The organism is Amycolatopsis rhabdoformis (assembly GCF_035918295.1).
GTDB lineage: Bacteria > Actinomycetota > Actinomycetes > Mycobacteriales > Pseudonocardiaceae > Amycolatopsis > Amycolatopsis rhabdoformis.
In genome coordinates this window covers 1,813,537-1,831,151 of record NZ_CP142149.1, presented here as the reverse complement: position 1 = coordinate 1,831,151, position 17,615 = coordinate 1,813,537, and the positions used below count along the sequence as shown (strand labels likewise).

At 69.1% G+C, this 17,615-nt stretch carries 14 protein-coding genes; 9 read left to right on the top strand and 5 right to left on the bottom strand.

The features are described from left to right. Nucleotides 1-136 precede the first annotated feature (136 nt). The 6 genes from VSH64_RS08550 to VSH64_RS08525 are packed head-to-tail and all read left to right on the top strand — an operon-like array spanning nt 137 to nt 8,089. Nucleotides 137-1,615 (top strand): aldehyde dehydrogenase family protein, encoded by a 1,479-nt coding sequence (locus tag VSH64_RS08550; RefSeq protein WP_326834965.1) that lies wholly within the window; start codon nt 137-139, stop codon nt 1,613-1,615. A 32-nt stretch (nt 1,616-1,647) separates the two neighbouring features. After that, nucleotides 1,648-3,393, top strand: coding sequence for a thiamine pyrophosphate-binding protein (locus tag VSH64_RS08545; RefSeq protein WP_326834964.1), 1,746 nt, complete (start codon nt 1,648-1,650; stop codon nt 3,391-3,393). A 32-nt stretch (nt 3,394-3,425) separates the two neighbouring features. Further along, the gene (locus tag VSH64_RS08540; protein WP_326834963.1) at nt 3,426-4,586 is read left to right on the top strand and encodes an ABC transporter substrate-binding protein; all 1,161 of its coding nucleotides are present in this window, start codon (nt 3,426-3,428) and stop codon (nt 4,584-4,586) included. A gap of 52 nt (nt 4,587-4,638) precedes the next feature. Then, the gene (locus VSH64_RS08535; RefSeq protein ID WP_326834962.1) at nt 4,639-5,508 is read left to right on the top strand and encodes a branched-chain amino acid ABC transporter permease; all 870 of its coding nucleotides are present in this window, start codon (nt 4,639-4,641) and stop codon (nt 5,506-5,508) included. Next, entirely contained in the window at nt 5,505-7,334 is a 1,830-nt protein-coding gene (locus tag VSH64_RS08530; RefSeq protein ID WP_326834961.1) for a branched-chain amino acid ABC transporter ATP-binding protein/permease, read from the top strand. Before VSH64_RS08535 ends, VSH64_RS08530 begins: the two co-directional genes overlap by 4 nt. Next, nucleotides 7,331-8,089 (top strand): ABC transporter ATP-binding protein, encoded by a 759-nt coding sequence (locus VSH64_RS08525; RefSeq protein ID WP_326834960.1) that lies wholly within the window; start codon nt 7,331-7,333, stop codon nt 8,087-8,089. Before VSH64_RS08530 ends, VSH64_RS08525 begins: the two co-directional genes overlap by 4 nt. A gap of 58 nt (nt 8,090-8,147) precedes the next feature. Here the strand turns inward: VSH64_RS08525 and VSH64_RS08520 are convergent, their stop codons facing one another. From VSH64_RS08520 to VSH64_RS08500, 5 genes are all read right to left on the bottom strand, one after another. Then, nucleotides 8,148-9,119, bottom strand: coding sequence for a ThuA domain-containing protein (locus VSH64_RS08520; protein ID WP_326834959.1), 972 nt, complete (start codon nt 9,117-9,119; stop codon nt 8,148-8,150). A 66-nt stretch (nt 9,120-9,185) separates the two neighbouring features. Beyond that, complete coding sequence (pqqB, locus tag VSH64_RS08515; RefSeq protein WP_326834958.1) at nt 9,186-10,052, bottom strand: pyrroloquinoline quinone biosynthesis protein PqqB; 867 nt, start codon at nt 10,050-10,052, stop codon at nt 9,186-9,188. Continuing rightward, on the bottom strand, nt 10,049-11,443 hold the full coding sequence (pqqE, locus tag VSH64_RS08510; protein WP_326834957.1) for a pyrroloquinoline quinone biosynthesis protein PqqE: 1,395 nt from the start codon (nt 11,441-11,443) through the stop codon (nt 10,049-10,051). The genes pqqB and pqqE overlap by 4 nt, the downstream gene beginning before the upstream one ends. Further along, entirely contained in the window at nt 11,440-12,129 is a 690-nt protein-coding gene (gene pqqC, locus VSH64_RS08505) for a pyrroloquinoline-quinone synthase PqqC (protein WP_326834956.1), read from the bottom strand. Before pqqC ends, pqqE begins: the two co-directional genes overlap by 4 nt. Beyond that, entirely contained in the window at nt 12,114-12,257 is a 144-nt protein-coding gene (locus VSH64_RS08500) for a hypothetical protein (RefSeq protein ID WP_326834955.1), read from the bottom strand. The genes pqqC and VSH64_RS08500 overlap by 16 nt, the downstream gene beginning before the upstream one ends. Before the next feature lie 264 nt (nt 12,258-12,521). Here VSH64_RS08500 and VSH64_RS08495 point away from each other — a divergent pair, with 264 nt between their 5' ends. From VSH64_RS08495 to VSH64_RS08485, 3 genes are all read left to right on the top strand, one after another. Beyond that, nucleotides 12,522-14,675: an outer membrane protein assembly factor BamB family protein gene (locus VSH64_RS08495; RefSeq protein WP_326834954.1), complete on the top strand. Its 2,154-nt coding sequence runs from the start codon at nt 12,522-12,524 to the stop codon at nt 14,673-14,675. Between the two features lie 80 nt (nt 14,676-14,755). Further along, nucleotides 14,756-16,450, top strand: a complete 1,695-nt coding sequence (locus tag VSH64_RS08490) for an FAD-binding protein (RefSeq protein ID WP_326834953.1) — start codon at nt 14,756-14,758, stop codon at nt 16,448-16,450. A gap of 143 nt (nt 16,451-16,593) precedes the next feature. After that, on the top strand, nt 16,594-17,340 hold the full coding sequence (locus VSH64_RS08485; RefSeq protein WP_326834952.1) for an SDR family NAD(P)-dependent oxidoreductase: 747 nt from the start codon (nt 16,594-16,596) through the stop codon (nt 17,338-17,340). Nucleotides 17,341-17,615 lie beyond the last annotated feature (275 nt).

Here is a 17,615-nt window from a genome sequence, read left to right as displayed (position 1 = left end):
CCGGGTGGCCACCCTGGGCCGGTTCGTAACTTCTTCGGCATGAAGTCTTGCCAGCGCCTGTCGCCGTCCGTACGTTACACGGAGTCCGCAGAGTGGTCCAGATGTACCGTTTGATGGTTCGCAAGGGAGTGTGGCGGTGCTGCAGGAGATTCTCGAATCCTCGACATCCGATGACGCTGTGGAGGCCGCGGCCTTCGTCGGCGGCAAGTGGACTCGCGACGGACCACCGGCGTACCGGATAGGCCCGTACCTCGGCAAAGTAGTGACGAACTCGTACCCCGCGTCGGAGAGCCAGGTGGCCGACGCGCTGGCGTACGCCGCGGAGAACGCGCCCGTCGTCGGTCACCTCGCACCCGCCACGCGGGCCACGGTCCTGGAGCGCGCGGCGCAGTCGGCGATCGAGCACCGGGACGCGATCGCGCGCCTGATCGCGCTGGAGCTCGGCAAGCCGCTCAAGGACGCGCGGGGCGAGCTCGACCGGGTGGCGGACACGTTCGCCGTGTGTGCCAACGAAACGCGGCACATCGGCGGCGACATGCTCCCGGTCTCGGGCTGGGCGCGGGGCATCGGGAACACCGCCATGACGTTCCGGGCGCCCGCCGGAGTGGCACTGGCGATCACGCCGTTCAACGCGCCCGCCAACCTGCTCGCCCACAAGCTGGGCGCGTCGTTCGCGGCGGGCAACACCACGATCGTGAAGGCTCCACCCCAGGCTCCCGCAACCACCGCTGCGATCGTGGCCCTGCTCCTCGACGCCGGCATGCCCGCCGAGGCGGTCCAGCTGCTGCACGGCGGCGGCGATGTCGGTGCGGCGCTGTGCGCCGGCGAGGCAGTGGCCGTCATCAGCTTCACCGGCAGCGCCGAGACCGGCGCCGCGGTCGCGCGGGCGGCCGGCGCGAAGCGGCTGGTGCTGGAACTCGGCGGAAACGCGGCGACCCTGGTCTGCGCGGACGCCGACATCGCGCACGCCGCGCGCACGTGCGCCCGGACCGGGTACAGCAACTCCGGGCAGAGCTGCATCTCCGTGCAGCGGGTCTACGTCCACCGCAGCCGCTTCGAAGGCTTCCTGGCCGCGTTCCGCGACGAGGTCGCCCAGCTCAAGGTCGGGGATCCGCTCGATCCCGCGACCGACGTCGGGTCGATGGTCGACGAGCAGGCCGCGGCCCGGGTGGAGCGGTGGACCGCCGACGCCCGCCTCGGCGGTGCGCGGATCGTGCTCGGCGGGACCCGAGACGGTGCCACGCTGCTCCCGACCATCGTGGCCGACCCACCGGCCGACGCCGACGTCGTGGTCAAGGAAGTCTTCGGTGCGCTGGTCGCCGTGCTGCCGTTCGACGACCTCGACGACGTGATCCGAGCCTGCAACGCGAGCCGGTTCGGTTTGCAGGCCGGGATCTTCACCCAGGACATCCGCACGATCTTCACCGCGTGGCGCGAGTTGCAGGTCGGCGGGCTGGTCGTGAACGGCTCGTCCAACTACCGGCTCGACCACGTCCCCTTCGGCGGGGTGAAGGACTCCGGCTTCGGCCGGGAGTCACCCGCGCACATGATCGACGACTACACCGTCGTCAAGACCCTGATCCTGCGCGGCACGTCGATCTGGGGCGAGCAGTGACCGATATCCGCGACACGAGGAGCGAAGCCCCCATGACCGCACCCGCCCCGACGACGACCGCCGCGGAAGCGCTTGTCCGGCAGCTCGAGTCCTACGGCGTCGAGTACGTCTTCGGCCTGTGCGGCCACACCAACATCGCTTTCCTGGACGCGCTCGGCCGCAGCAGCATCGAATTCGTCATGGCCCGCCACGAGCAGGCGGCCGCCCACGCAGCCGACGGCTACGCGCGAGTCTCGGGCAAACCCGGCGTCCTGCTCGTTCACGTCGGGCCGGGAATGATGAACGCGGTCACCGGCGTGGCCACCGCCGCGCTCGATTCCGTTCCCCTCATCACGATCTCCGGCGACATCCCGTCGTACTACCACGGACGGCATCCGCACCAGGAGGTCAACCTCCACGCCGACGCCGACCAGACCGCCATCTACCGCCCGTTCGTCAAGCGGGCCTGGCACGTCCACCGGGCCGAGGATCTGGCCAGGTTCACCGAACGCGCCTTCTGGACCGCGACGTCCGGCCGTCCCGGCGCGGTCCTGCTCAACGTCCCGATGGACCATTTCTCCCGGCAGGTCCAGGCCGAGGACCGCCCCTTGGTCTCCAACGTCGCGACGCCGGCATTGACCACCGCCGATGCCCAGCGGATCGCCGAACTGCTCGTCGGCGCGCGGCGCCCGCTCATCTACCTCGGCGGCGGATTGCGCGGCCCGGTCGGGCGAGCGGCGCTCCTCGGTCTCGCGGAACACCTCGACATCCCCATCGCCCACTCGCTCATGTCCAAGGGCACACTCCCCGATCGCCACCCCCTCGTCATGGGCATGACCGGTTTCTGGGGCCTGGAAGTCACCAACGACTACACCCGAGACGCGGACTTGGTGCTCGCGCTGGCGACCCGCTTCGCCGAGACCGACGCCAGCTCCTGGAATTCCGACTATACCTGGAAGTTCCCGCCCGCGAAGCTGATCCAGATCGACATCGACGCCGCCGAGATCGGCCGCAACTACCCCGTGACGATCGGGGCTGTGGCGGATGTCGAGCACGCGGTTCCGGCGATCACCGAAGCCGTACGGACACTCGCGCCCGATCCGGTCTCCAGGCCCGGCTTGCGGGAATCCATCAGCACGGCCCGGACGACGTTGTTCGAGTCGAGCCAGGAGCGAGGGCGTAGCGACGACTTCCCGCTCCGGCCGGAACGCATCCTCGAGGACCTGCGCACCGTTCTGCCGTCCGATGCCGTCCTCGTCACCGACGTCGGTTGGAACAAGAACGGCGTCGCCCAGTGCTACGAGCTGCCCGAGGAAGGCCGATTCATCACCCCGGGCGGCGCGTCGACCATGGGTTTCGGCCCGGCGGCAGCGGTCGGTGTGCAGATCGCCGCGCCCGACCGCGTCGTCGTCGCCCTGGTGGGCGACGGGGGGATGAGCGCACAGTTGCCCGCCATCCCGCTGGCCGTCGAGCAGGGCCTGCCGGTGATCTTCGTGGTGATGAACAACCGTGCGCACGGCACCATCGCCGACCTCCAGGCCGGCAACTTCGGACAGAGCTTCGGCTGCGAGTTCCGCGATCGCGACGGCAACCCGGTATCACCCGACTTCGCCGCCCTCGGTCGTTCCTGCGGTGCCGACGGGTACCTGGTCGAAAACCCCGAAGACCTCGGCAAGGCACTCCGTGAAGCGATCGCTCGCCGCCGGCCCGCCGTCCTCGACGTGCCGATGGTCAACGAGCCGGTTCCGACCCCCGGGCACTGGAACATCAAGGACATCTACCAGGGCGTCTTCGAGTAACTCCGCACTCCTGACACAACGAGGTGGCATTCATGATCCGATTCCGACGCGGGCGCGTGGTGGCGTCCGCACTCACAGTGCTGGCCGTAGGCGTCGGCAGCGCCTGCAGCGCTCCCGGCAGCTCGCCGACGACCGACGCTTCGACGACCGGTCCCATCAAAATGGCGGTGGTCAACGCCCAGAGCGGACAGCTCAGTTCGCTGGGAGCCTGGGAGTACAAGGGGGCGAAGCTCGCCGTCGACCAGTGGAACGCGAAGGGCGGGATCAACGGCCGCAAGATCCAGCTCGACGTGTTCGACGACACCGGTGACCCCACCACCGGCACCAACCTCGCCCGCAAAATCGCCAGCGAAGGCTACGTCGCGATGATCGGCACTGCCGAGAGCGCCGTCACCGTCGCCATGGCGCCCGTGCTGCAACAGGCCAAGATCCCGAGCATCACCTCCGGGCAGTCGCCCTCGATCACCGCGGTGAAGAGCCCGTTCCAGTTCCTCAACGGCCCGACCAGCACCACGTACGACGAGACCCTGGCCAAGTACCTCGTGGACCAGAAGAGCCTCAAGAACATCGCCTTCATCAGCAACAACGGCTCCTACGGCAAGGGCGAGCACGACGCGTTCGGCAAGGCGCTGGCCGACCGGGGGATCAAGCCGGTCGACGACCAGGTGGTCACCACCGACCAGAAGGACTTCAGCGCGGCGCTGACCTCCATCCGCCAGAAGAACCCGCAGGTGCTGTTCGTCGGGACCGAGGAAGTCGAAGCCGGGCTGATCGTCAAGCAGGCCCACGAACTCGGGCTCAACACCACCGTGGCCGGCGCCGCACCCATGGGCACCACCGTCTACCTCCAGACCGCGGGTGCCGCCAACGCCGAGGGGACGGTGGTGAGCAGCCCCTACCTCAGCAACGACACCAGCGACGCATCCCGCGCCTTCGCCCAGGCCTACAAAGCGGCCTACAACGAGGACGCCGAGCTGCACGGGGCGAAGTCCTACGACGGCACGAACATCTTCCTCACCGCGATGAAGGACAGCAACGCGGCAACCGGCTTGCAACTGGCCGACAAGATCCGGGCCACCCAGTACCCCGGCCTGCTCGGCACGTTCGCCTTCGACCAGAGCGGCGTCGGCATCCACGCCACCTCGATCGGCGTCATCACCGGCGGGAAACTCATCGCCACTCCCACCAGCTGACCCTGCGGGGGCCGCGCCGAGGGCGTGGCCCCCGTCTGTGAAAGGACTTTTCATGCAAGTCTTTCTCCAGACGCTCGTCGGCGGGCTCAGCTTCGGCGCTGTCTACGCCCTCGTCGCCATGGGCTTCTCGATCGTCTACCGCACCATGGGCCTGGTGAACTTCGCGCACGGCCAGGTGGTGATGGTCGGTGCCTACGCGGCGTCGACCTTCTACATGTCCTCGCGGCTGCCGTTCGTCCTCGCCATCGTCGTCGCCATGGTCGTCACCGGCCTCATCGCGCTGGTGATGGAACGGGTACTGCGGCCCTTGGAGAACAAGGACTTCGACCTGATGCTGATCGGGACGATCGGCTTCGGCGTGGTGCTCGAATCGCTCGCGACCATCATCTGGGGCGCGACCGGCCGCGCGGTCCCCACGCCGGTCGACTCCCAGCCGCTCGACGTGTTCGGGGTGCGCATCCGCACCTACAGCCTCGTCGTCCTCGGCATCGCCGCGGTCGCCACGGTGCTGCTGCTGCTCTTCCTCCAGCGGACCAAGCGCGGCGCAGCCATGCAGGCCGTCGCGATGGACCACGAAGCGGCCACCGCGGTCGGTATCCACGTCGGGCGCAGCAACGCCATCGCCTTCGCGATCGGCGCCGGGCTCGCCGCGCTCGCCGGCGGACTGGTCGGCCCATTGCTCTACGTGAGCCCGACCCTCGGTGGAACCCTGGGTATCAAGGGCTTCGCCGCCGCCATCCTCGGCGGGTTCGGCAACATCACGGGCGCGATCGTCGGCGGGCTCGCCATCGGCATCCTGGACTCGTTCGCCGCCGGCGTGTTCCAGGGCTACTCGGACCTGGTGGTGTTCCTCGTGTTCACGGTGATCGTCATGGTCAAACCGACGGGCCTGTTCGGAGAGCGGACGGTGACCCGAGCATGAACCTCCTGATGCGCAACCGCGGCCTGAGCGCGCGAATCGGCGGGCTGGTCCTGCTGGCTGCCCTCGCGTGGCTGCTGCCCTACGGGCTCGACGGATACGGCATCCACGTCGTCAACATCGCGATCGTGTTCGCCCTCCTCGCCGTCGGCATGGGCATCGCCATGGGCGTGGCCGGTCAGATCAACCTGGCCCAGATCGCGTTCTTCGGCGTCGGCTCCTACGCACTCGCCATCTTCACGACGGTCTCGGGGCTCGGGTTCTGGGTCTCGGGCGTCCTCGCCGTGATCGCCACCGCGGCCGCCGGCCTGGTCGTCGGAATTCCCGCCCTGCGCGTGCAATCGCATTACCTGGGCATCGTGACGCTGGGACTCGCGCTGGCCTTCACGAACTGGGTGACCAACGCGCACATCGCCGGCGGTGCCGCGGGCATCAACGGCATCCCAGTGCCGCCCCTGTTCGGCATCGACCTGACCAACGAGTACCTGTACTACTACGTCGAGCTCGTCGTGTTCGCGCTCGCCGTGGCGTTCGCCGTATTCGTCGTGCGCACCGCCCTGGGCCGGCGCCTGCGCGCCATGCGCGACGACTCCGTGGCCGCCGGCGCGGTAGGGGCACCCGTCCCGGTGCTGCGGATGACCGCGTTCCTCGTCTCCAGCGTCTACGGCGGTGTCGCCGGCGTGCTCTACGCGGGCTTGATCCGCTACATCGCGCCGGAAACCTTCAGCGTCGCCAACATGTTCCTCCTGCTCGCGATGGTCATCATCGGAGGCAGGCAGAGCATCCCCGGTTGCATCGTCGGCGCCGTCGCCCTGTCCCTGGTTCGCGAGGCACTCACCGACTTCTCGATCTACGCGCAGCTCGGCTACGGAGCCGTCGTGGTGCTCATGGTCGTCTTCGCGCCCGCAGGATTGGCCGGCCTGCCGAGCCGAGTCCGCAAGGCACTACGCCGGCGCAAGCCCGCCGACCGGGCCGTGCTCGGGCCGTTCCTGCCGTATCCGCCCGCGGGCGGGGACCGGTCGGGGGCCTCGCTCGAGATCTCGGGGATCACCAAGCAGTTCCGCGGCCTGAAGGCACTGAAGGGGGTGACCCTGTCGGTCAGGGCCGGTGAGATCCGCGGCATCGTCGGCCCCAACGGATCGGGGAAGACGACCCTGTTCAACGTGATCAGCGGGCTCTACACCGCCACGTCGGGCACAGCCGCGATCGGGCAGCTGCCCCTGACCGGCCGACGGACCTACCAGCTGTCCCGCTCAGGGCTCTCCAGGACGTTCCAGAACCTGCGGCTGTTCGACCAGCTGACCGTCGAGGAGAATCTGCTGGTCGCGCTGGACCGCTCGTCGATCCGCTCCCTCTGGCACTACGTCGTGTGGCCGGTGGGTGTCTGGCGCACCGAACGCACGCTGCGCCGAGGCGCGCACGAGCTCCTGGCCCGGTTCGGCCTCGAGGATTTCGCCGACGCCGCGCCCCGCTCGCTCCCGTACGGAATCCAGCGCAGGGTGGAACTCGCCCGGGCCATGGCAGCCGATCCGAAGGTACTGCTGCTCGATGAGCCCGCGGCGGGCCTCAACGGGCAGGAAGTGGGCCAGCTCAAGGAGATCGTCCGATCCATTCGCGACAGTGGCGTCACCGTCGTCCTGATCGAGCACAACATGAGCCTGGTCATGTCGCTGTGCGACCGCGTCACCGTCCTCGCCGGAGGCGACGTGATCGCCGAAGGCACCCCCGCCGAAGTCGCGATCCGGCCCGAGGTCATCGAGGCCTACCTCGGTGACTCGTTCAGCACCGCCGACGTCGTGCACGCAGTGGAAACAGAGGTCATGCCGTGAAGGCCGAGCGCAGCGCCCCACGCCCGCAGCCCGAGAGCTCGCCGGCCGGCGGTCTTCGCGTCGAAAATCTGTCCGTGCGCTACGGCGGTGTCCAGGCCGTCAGCTCCGTCGGGTTCACCGTCGGCCCCGGACGATGCGTGGGCATCATCGGAGCCAACGGTGCCGGGAAAACCTCCACGCTGAAGGCCCTCATGGGCCTGGTCCCCCGGTCCGTCGACGGACTCTGGCTCGGCGACCACGATCTCACGAAGGTCAAACCGCAGGACATCGTGCGCCGTGGCATCGGCTACGTCCCCGAAGGCCGGCACGTCTTCGCGGGTCTCACCGTGGAGAAAAACCTCCTGCTCGGCGCGTACCTGCGGTCGTGGCGAGGCCGGACCCGGGAGGTCCTGCAGGAGGTGTACGAGATGTTCCCCGTGCTCGGCGAGATGCAACACCGCCTCGCCGGCGCACTCTCCGGAGGCCAGCAGCAGATGCTCGCCATCGGCCGCGCGCTGATGTCCGAACCGCAGCTGGTCCTGCTGGACGAACCGTCGATGGGCTTGTCCCCCAAGCTCGTCGAGGAGGTGCTGGCGAGCCTGCAACGCCTCTCCGCGGGCGGCCTCGGGCTGCTGCTCGTCGAGCAGAACGCGAAGCTCACCTTCGAGGCCACCGAGTCCTGCCTGGTCATGGAAAACGGCCGGGTCGCGATGACCGGCAGCTCCGCGGACCTCAGCCACGACCCGTTGGTCCGGCAGATCTACCTCGGGCTCTGACGAGTTCGGCCACGAAAGAGGGCCCCGGCTTCGACGAAGCCGGGGCCCTCTTTCGTGATCAGCGGCAGAACGGAGCCGCCCCCGCCGCGGACTTGATCCCGCCGACGATCAGCGACTGGAAGTAGCGTGCGCCATCGGAGGTGGTCGAGTTGGTGTACGCCCAGTCCTCGTGGCCCAGGGTCGTCACCCACGACCGGCCGCCGTCGTAGTACTGGCACCAGGCCACCGGGTGGTTCGCGCCGTGGCCGGGGTGCCCCATCGAGCCCTTCACGCCCTCGGCCAGGCTCGACTCGTCCACCTTCGCCAGGAAACGGACGTTGGTGGGGAAGGGAACCAGGTTGTACCACTCGTCGGTGAAGGCCCAGCGGTTCGGCAGGTTCTTCGTCGAGACGTCGTTGCGGTCCACCGTCTGCACGGTGCCGGCCTGCGCGGGCCCGTGATCGTAGTAGTTGGTCCCTCCGAGCAGTCCTTCGTACCAGGGCCAGTTGTACTCCGTGCCGAACGCGTTGTGGATGGCGACGAATCCACCGCCCCCGCGGATGTACTGGCGCAGCGACGTCTGTGCCGAGTCGTCGAGTGCGTCCCGGCTGGTACTGAGGAAGATCACCGCGTTGTACTTGAACAACGTGTTCGGGCTCGCGAGCTGGGTGACGTCCTCGGTCCAGTCGACGGCGAAACCGTTCTGCTGACCGAGGCGCACGAGCGCTTTCTGGGCCACGTTGGCATCGGCCAGCGGCGGGTTGAGACCCGGCCCGAGCACGGGGCCGAGGTTCGCGTGCCGCGGACCGGCCGTGCGGGAGTAGACGAGGACCTTGATGCCCTTGGAGAGGTCGAAGTTGCCCCAGTTGTGGTAGCAGTTCGAGTCCAGACCACGGCACACGCCGTACTGGGGATCGCCCAGTTGTTGCGCGCCGGTCTTGCCGCCGTTCTCGTGCGCCGACGCGGGCATTCCGAAGGCCAGCACTGTCGCGAGTGCCGCGGCGGACGCGCTCGCAAGAGCTGTCAGCACCGTTGCCGAACGTCTCTTCATGGTTCTCCATCCTTTTCTGGACACGCTTCGCGTGCGGGGAATCCGGTAGAACGCGGAAAATCCGGTTCAGAGTTCGAGCAGCTGCCCGTCGAACGCCACAGCGGCGTTCACTTCCGCCAGCGTGGACGCCTCGAGTGCGCCCGGAAGCACCAGCGGATTGGTGTTGTTGAGATGCGTGAACAGGTAACGGGGCCCGGGATGGCCGGCCAGGAACGGCAGAACCTCGCCGATGGCCAGGTGTCCCATTCCCGACGCCGGCCGCGCGGGCCCCATCTCCTGCTCGGTGAGGAAAGTGCCGTCGAGAACGACGACGTCCGCATCGGCGATCACTCGGCTGAACGCGTCGGTCCACGCCGCGAGACCCGGCGCGTAGACGAGGCTCCCTCCACGCGGGCCGGTGTCGAACCGGCAGGCGCTGACCCATTCGCCTGACGTCCCCGCCGCCGCGTACCTCGGCTTCTTGGCGCTCAGCACGGTGCACGTGACCCGGAGGCCACCGGCGAGCTCCATCGGTGTTCCGGGGACGAGCCGATGCTCCCGCAGTCGCGTGTACGCGCCCACCGCGGTCTCGACCGGGAACCCGGACCGCAGCGCCTCGTGCACCGTCGCGGTCGCGAAGACGTCCAGGCTGCCGGCCTCGCGGAGGGTGAGCAGTCCGATGGTGTGGTCGAGTTCGGCGCTGGTGAACACCACCCCACGAACCGGCGAGTCGCGTGATCCCGCGGTCGGTGCGAGCTCCGGTGTCGCGAGCAGTTGCGTCCGCAGATCCGGCGAGGCGTTGACGAGGTACCACGACTCGCCGTCGCCGGTGACGGCCAGGCAGTCCTGGGTACGGGAGACTCCGGCCCGGCGAGCCTTCCCACAGGTCGTGCAGCCGCAGTTCCATTGCGGGGCGCCGCCTCCGGCCGCGGTGCCGAGAAATCGCACCTTCATGGCATCCGCCGGGGCACGGCGAGCGCCGGACCGGGGTTCTCGACCTGATCGAGAACCGCTTGGTGGTGCTCCGACAGGTGGCAGACCGGGTCGGTGGCAGCGGCGTCACCGGTGACCTGGTAAGCCTGGCAGCGACATCCGCCGAAGTCGACTTCCTTGAACACGCACCCCTGGCAGGGCTCCGGGAGCCAGTCCGTGCCGCGGAAACGACGGAACGCCGGCGAGTCGTACCAGATCGAAGCCAGCGAATCGGTGCGGACCGACGGCACCTCGAGCTCCGGCAGCGTCTCCGCCGCCAGGCACGGCAGCACTCCGCCGACCGGTGTCACGACCAGCTGCCGCGAGCCCCAACCGTAGTTGCAGGGCTTGGGCCGCGGGCTGTAGTAATCGGCAGCGACATGCACGATCTCGAGCTCGGTGCCGAACCGCGCCCGCACTTCGGCGACGTCGGCCGCCGCCCGTTCGACCTGCGCACGGCTGGGCAACAGGGCGCCGCGGTTGCGCAGGGCCCACCCGTAGAACTGGGTGTGGGCCAGTTCCAGCCGATCCGCACCCAGGTCCGCCGCGAGCGCGGCGATGGCGGGTATCCGGGCGACGTTTCCCTTGTGCAGAACGACGTTGATGGTCAACGGCAGCCCGGCGTGCCGCACCGCCTCGGCGACGGCGAGCTTGCGCTCGTGCGCCCGGCGTCCGGCGATGGCGTTCGCCGGTGCTGCCTCCGCGTCCTGCAGGGAGAGCTGGAAATGGTCGAGCCCCGCGTCGGCGAGCTGCCCGATCCGCGCCGCACTCAGCGAGACGCCACTGGTGACGAGGTTGAGGTAGAACCCGAGCTCGTGTCCCGTCGCCACCAGCTCGACCAGATCCTTCCGCAGACCGGGCTCACCTCCCGAAAGGTGCAACTGCAGGACACCCAGATCCCTCGCTTGCGCGAACACGTCCTGCCAGCCGGCGGTGTCGAGCTCGTCGCGGTAGTCGCCGAGGTTGAGCGGGTTCGCGCAGTAGGTGCACTGGAGAGGGCACCGGTACGTCAGCTCCGCGAGAAGGCCGAGCGGCGCTGGTGACCGCGGCGGTGCCGCGGCCACCAGTTGTGCGGTTCGTACCGGCCGCGCCGCGCGCGCCTCCCGTCCGGCGCCCACCAGCCCCCTGCTCTCCAGGTCCGCCAGTGCCCGGAGCACCGAGGCACTCGTGACCCCGGAGTACCGCTCCCCCAGACGGGCCACGATCTCCTCCACCGTGCGCCGGGTGTCGCAGAGCTCGACCACGGCGGCCGCGGTGTCGTTGAGCGCCAGGACCCCTTCGGGGAACAGGAGAACCGGCCGCCGGCGAACCCGGTCGAACTCCAGACGCACTCCCGGGCGAATCCCGGGCCTGCTGCCGACCTCGAGCGTCATGTGGACCTCGCGTAGTCCACGGCGTCGAGCACGCTCCACAGGACGTCGCACTTGAACGAGAGCGCCTGGATCGCGGCGTCCTGCTCCGCGCGCGTCACGTTGTGCGTCAGCACCAGCTCGAGGGTGCACGCGCTGTCCTCACGAGCCGCCGGAATGCGCCGGTCGAAATACGCGAAGCCTTCCGGCTTGATCCAGTCGTAGTGCCGGCGCCATGCGGCCATGCGATCGGTCATGTGGTCCGGGGAGAACAGTTCCGTCAGCGCGGCCGCCACGCTTTCCTTCCACGGGCGGGTGCGGCAGAAGTCGAGGTAGCCGTCCACCGCGAACCGCACCCCGGGCAGGACGTGCCGTTCGTCGAGCACCTCCGCCCTGCTCAGTCCCACCGCTTCCGCCAGTTGAAGCCACTCGTGCATGCCACCTTCGTGCTCGTGCTCGCCGTCGTGGAACACGATGCGACTCACCCACGCGCGCCGGACCTCCGGCAAGGGGCAGTTCGCCACGATCGCCGCGTTCTTGCGTGAGAGGCACTTCTGGTAGTACCAGCGGTTCGCCACCCAGCGACGCAGGTCCGCCGGCTCACAGCCGCCGTCGTGCAGCCGAAGGTGGAACGGGTGGTGTGCCCAGTAGCGTTTGGACAGACCGAGCAGGGCGTCGGTGAACTCCGCCCTGGTCAGCGGGCGTTCCACGGCCCGCTCTCAAGCGCGTACGCCGTCACCTCCGGCCGGGTTTCGTGTCCCTCCAGCACCGGGTCGGTCCAGGTGGGCAGAACGGATTCGGAAGTCTTCGTACTGGGCGTTTCCGGTACAGCGGACATGGTTTCGCTCCTCTTCACGACAGTGGGACAGAGAAACCGACAGGTCCATACAGCGGACCAATCGGCCCACCTAGCGCTCCGGACAGTACCCCCGGACCTCTGGGCCGACAAGAGGCGACTTGGCCCCTCGCGCACTCTTGTGGACCACTCGGGAAGCCTTTAAGCTCAACCGACCAACGGACTTGATGGACCACTAGGTGGACCACGTCACTCGAGTTGAGTCACTCCTCGCAGCGCTTTTCCTCAACGAAGAGAGGGCAATCGATGGATCGACGCAGATTCCTGTCCGGTGCGGCTACCACGGCGGGCGCGGCTGTGGTGGGTACGGTGCTCGGCACGTCGCCGGCCTCGGCGGGAGGCCCGGACACGCCGAAGCAGCCGGACGCGTTCGGTGCCACCGGCGCCGATTTCCCGAAGGTCGGGGGAAACCTCGCCAACCAGAACCACTCGCCGCTCAAGCAGATCAACCGCCGCACCCTCGACCGGCTCGGCGGCGCCTGGCACGTGAACCTCGAGGGCGGGGACACCTCCCGCGCCCAGCAGAGCACGATCGTCGCGCAGAACGGGGTGCTCTACGTCCAGACCACCCAGCAGAACGTGTTCGCCGTGGACGGGAAGTCCGGCGCGATCCGGTGGAAGGCGAACCTCGGGTCCGAGACCACCAACATGCGCGGTGTCGCGCTCGGCCAGGGCAAGGTCTTCTCCACCTCCGGCGCGAACATCGTGTACGCACTCGACCAGAAAACGGGTGCCGTGGCGTGGAAGCGCCAGCTGCTCACCGAAGATCCGAATCAAGGCACGCCGGAGGAGTGCGACCCCGCCAACGGCCAGTGCGGCGGCGCGACCGGCTCGCTCGCGGGTGCCATCGTGTACTGGGACGGGCTGATCTACGTCGGCATGCAGGGCAGCACCGCCGGCGCGCGTGGACGCGCGTACGCCCTCGACGCGGCCACCGGGAAAATCGCCTGGACGTTCTGGTCCGTTCCCGGCCCCGGCGAATTCGGCAACGACACCTGGGAAGGCGACAGCTGGAAGACCGGCGGGGCTGTGCCGTGGATCCACCCCGCCGTCGACCCCGACCTCGGGCTCGTCTACTGGACCTTCGGCAACCCGTACCCGCGCACCAACGGGTCCACCCGCGGCGGTGACAACCTCTTCGCGAACTCGCTCGTGGCCATCGACGCGAAGACGGGCAAGCGGCGCTGGCACTTCCAGTCGGTGCACCACGACATCTGGGACTACGACAACGTGATGGCGCCGGTGCTGATCGACCTGCGCATCGACGGGAAGCTGCGCAAAGTCGTCGTCTACGGTTCCAAAGTCGGGATGTACTACATCCTCGACCGCACCAACGGAAAGCCCGTGCAAGGCGTCGAAGAGCGACCCGTGCCTCAGGACCCGCGGCACAAGACCTCGCCGACACAGCCCTTCCCGAAGGGCGACCCGTTCGTCCCCCAGGAGCCCCGGCTCGACAACTCCACCCGGCCGGTGCCGTTCTACCCCAACGGCGGGCTCTTCGCCACGCACTGGGACCGCGCCACCATCATCTTCCCGGGAGCCGGCGGCGGCGCCGACTGGTCGCACGTATCGTTCAACCCGGCCACCGGCTACGTCTACGTCGGCTACGGTCTCATCAACTCGGCGTACTCCAACACCCTCGGCGGACGGGTCAACACCGCGCGCCCCTACGGCGAGTACTTCGCGGGCGGTCTCGCAGCAGTCGATCCTCGCACGAACAAGTTGGTGTGGAGCAAGGACAGCGAGTGGTCGCTGGCCCACGGCAACGGCATTCTCACCACCGGCGGCGGGGTGATGTTCCAAGGCGGCCCGGACGGCGTCCTGCTCGGCATGGACGACACCGACGCCAAAGAACTGTGGCGGTTCCAATGTGGAGCGGGCGTGCACACCAGCCCGGTCACCTACGAGATCGACGGACAGCAGTACCTCGCCGTGTTCGCCGGCGGCAACGGCCTGCCCTATCCCGACATCCCGAAGGGCGATCACCTCTGGGCGTTCAAGCTCGGCGGACGGGTCGCGCCCGCGACCGCGCCCACTCCCCCGTCCAAGCGCAACCAGATCCGCACGGCCGCGGTCACGGCGGCGGCCGCCGGCAACACCGTCACGCTCGGGCGGATCTGGGACGCCACCGCGGGCGCGCCGGGTGCGCAGGAGAACACGGTGGCACAGAACGCGATGTCGCCGCAGAACCTCACCGTGCCGGTGGGCACCGAGATCACCTTCGTCAACCCGGCGGGCAACGCCACCGCCCACGGCGCGGTCTCGTTCTTCGAGTACGAATTCGACAGCGGCACCCTCATGCCCGGCCAGTCCTTCAAACACACCTTCACCAAGAAAGGCGAGTACTTCTACAACGACCCGATCTACCCGCAGAACACCGGGAAGATCGTCGTCGTCTGACCAGTGCCGCGCGGTCTCCCGGAGTCCGTCCCCGGGAGACCGCGCGGCAGCCGCCCGCTGAGCCAGGAGGAGCCTGAGCTGTGTCTGACGACCGCTGGGACCGTGAAGTCGATCTGCTGGTCCTCGGTTCTGGCGCGGGCGGCTTGGGTGCCGCGGTGGTGGGCGCCGAGGAAGGGCTTTCCGTCCTGGTACTGGAAAAGACCGAGTGGCTGGGCGGCACCACCGCCCGTTCCGCCGGGACCTGCTGGATTCCGGGCCACCGGTGGCAACCCGACCCGGTCGCCGACACGGCCGCCGCGACGACGTACCTCGACGCGCTGGTCGGCGACCGCGCCGACCGCGAACTGCGGGAAACCTACCTCGCGCACGGACCGGCCGCGATCGACCACCTGGACCACCTCGGCGTGCGCTTCCGGCACGCCAAGACGGTCGTCGACTACCACCCGGAACTCCCCGGATCCGGGCTCGGCCGCGCACTGGAACCGCACCCCTTCGACGGGCGCCTTCTCGGCAAAGCCGCGTTCTCCCGAGTCCGCGGGCCGATCGCCGAGTTCGCGCTCTTCCGCGGCACGCTCATGGTCCGCCGCCCCGAGGTCGACCAGCTGCTCTCGATCTTCGACGGCTCGCCGCGAGGCATGGCCCTCGCGCTGCGCCTCGGCCTCCGGTGGGCAACCGACCTGCTCCGATACCCCCGGGGCACCCGGCTGGTCATGGGCAACGCTCTCGTCGCGAGCCTTTACCACCAACTGCTCCGGCGGACCGGCGACGTCTGGTTCACCGCGCACACCACCGAGCTCATCGCCGACCACACCGGCCGCGTCGTCGGAGCCGCGATCCTGAACCGAGGCCGCTCCGTGCGCATCGCCGCGCGTCGCGGAATCGTGCTGGCCGGTGGCGGGTTCCCTGCCGAGCCCTCCCTGCGAACCCGGTACCTGCCGCAGCCGACCGCGCAGTTCACGCCTGCCGCCGAGGGAGCCACCGGTGACACGATCGCGCTCGCCCAAACCGTCGGCGGCGCGCTCGGCGCCGCCCACGAGGACAACGCACTGTGGTTTCCCAGCTCGATCGGCCGTCGCCGCGACGGTTCCGCGGCGGTGTTCCCGCACATCTGGGACCGGGCCAAGCCCGGCGTCCTCGCCGTCAACGCCGCCGGTCGTCGGTTTGTCGACGAATCCGTGTCCTACCACCGGTTCACCCGCGCGATGTACGACTCGCACAAAACCGTGCCGACCATCCCGGCCTGGCTCGTGGCCGACTCCCGGACCCTGGCCCGCTACGGGCTCGGCATGATCCGCCCGCACTCACCCCAAGCCGCGCTCAAGAGGCACGCCGACGCCGGCTACCTGCGGACCGCGGACAACGTCCGCGCGCTCGCCACGGCGATCGGCGTCGACCCGGACGGCCTCGAGCGCACCGTCGCAGCCGTCAACCGGCACGCGCAAACCGGTGTCGACGAAGAGTTCGGCAAAGGTCTGAGCTCCTTCGGCCGCCAATTCGGCGACGCCCGCCACGCCCCGAACGTCAACCTCGGCCCGGTCGCCGTGCCACCGTTCCACGCCATCGCGGTGGTCCCGACTCCACTGGCGACCGCGCTCGGCCTCCGGACCGATCCGACGGCGAGGGTCCTCGACCGGCAAGGACAGCCGATCCCGGGCCTCTACGCTTGCGGCAACGACGCTGATTCGGCCATGGCATCGGAGTACCCCGGCGCGGGGTGCCAAGTCGGTGCGAGTTTGACCTTCGGTTACCTCGCAGCCCGGCACGCGGCGACGTGACCGCCCGACACCGACGATGTTCGCCTCGAGGAACACCGGCGGGCCCAGGGGGCGTCCCATCCGATCCCGACCGCCCGGCTCGGTGCGCGCCGTTCGAGGGCACCCGCCGTCCCGGCCGAGCAGTGACCAGTGAAGGAGTCAGCGTGGAAGAAGTAGCGATCGTGACGGGCGCCGGTGGCGGTCTCGGATCCGTGATCGCGCGGGAACTCGCGAACGACGGATTCCAGGTCGTCCTCGTCGACCGAGACGGAGACGCGGCCGACGCGGCGGCGGAGAGTGTCAGTGGGTCGCCCGTGGTGATCCCGGCGGACCTCACCGACGTCAGCGACGTGCGACAGCTCGTCGACGCGGTGGCCCAGCGGTTCGGCCGCCTCGACGTGGTGGTCAACGGAGCCGGGATCGAACGCGTGCACCCACTCGAGACCATGCCCGAACCGGACTGGGACGCGACGATGGACGTCAACGTCAAAGGCCCGATGCTGCTCTGCCGCGCCGCGGTGCCGCTGTGGCGCGCGCAGGGGTCCGGCAGCGTCGTCAACATCAGCTCTCGCGCGTGGCTCGGCGGTTCGTCGAACACGGCGTACTCGAGCTCGAAAGCCGCACTGGTGGGCCTGACCCGATCCATGGCCGTCGAACTGGGTCCGCTGGGCGTGCGAGCCAACGCCGTAGCACCCAGCTTCGTGCAGACCCCGTTCAACCGGCAGCGCACCGACATCACCGACCTGAACGAGATGATCGAGCGCTACACCGCGTTCACGCCCCTGCGCCGGCTGATCGACCCGATCGACGTGGCGAACGCCGTGGTGTTCCTCGCGTCCGACCGCGCCCGCAACATCACCGGCGAGGTCCTCCACGTCTGCGCCGGCGCGCAACTGCCGCCGATCCCCTGATGCCCCTACGCCGGCTGAACAAGCTCCTCGACTTCGCCACCTCGAGCGAGCGCTGCAACACCAGCGCTCGGGCCAAGTTTCCGTGGCCGTCCGCCCCCGGCGCCGCGGCGGGGGCGAGCGCGTTCCCAGGTTTCGATCTCGCGGCGGCAGCTGGGAGCCCAACCGGGCGCGCGCTCGATCATGACGCCGTGATCGGGGAACGGGTGGGTGTCGGCGTAGCTCTTGCGGATGAGCGGGCGCTTGAGCCAAGCCGGGCCGCGACGGCCGGGCCCGCG

Coding starts and splice junctions, on each gene's coding strand:
- VSH64_RS08545 (WP_326834964.1), top strand. CDS start 1,648: ATGACCGCACCCGCCCCGACGACGACCGCCGCGGAAGCGCTTGTCCGG.
- VSH64_RS08540 (WP_326834963.1), top strand. CDS start 3,426: ATGATCCGATTCCGACGCGGGCGCGTGGTGGCGTCCGCACTCACAGTG.
- VSH64_RS08535 (WP_326834962.1), top strand. CDS start 4,639: ATGCAAGTCTTTCTCCAGACGCTCGTCGGCGGGCTCAGCTTCGGCGCT.
- VSH64_RS08530 (WP_326834961.1), top strand. CDS start 5,505: ATGAACCTCCTGATGCGCAACCGCGGCCTGAGCGCGCGAATCGGCGGG.
- VSH64_RS08520 (WP_326834959.1), bottom strand. CDS start 9,119: ATGAAGAGACGTTCGGCAACGGTGCTGACAGCTCTTGCGAGCGCGTCC.
- pqqB (WP_326834958.1), bottom strand. CDS start 10,052: ATGAAGGTGCGATTTCTCGGCACCGCGGCCGGAGGCGGCGCCCCGCAA.
- pqqE (WP_326834957.1), bottom strand. CDS start 11,443: ATGACGCTCGAGGTCGGCAGCAGGCCCGGGATTCGCCCGGGAGTGCGT.
- VSH64_RS08500 (WP_326834955.1), bottom strand. CDS start 12,257: ATGTCCGCTGTACCGGAAACGCCCAGTACGAAGACTTCCGAATCCGTT.
- VSH64_RS08495 (WP_326834954.1), top strand. CDS start 12,522: ATGGATCGACGCAGATTCCTGTCCGGTGCGGCTACCACGGCGGGCGCG.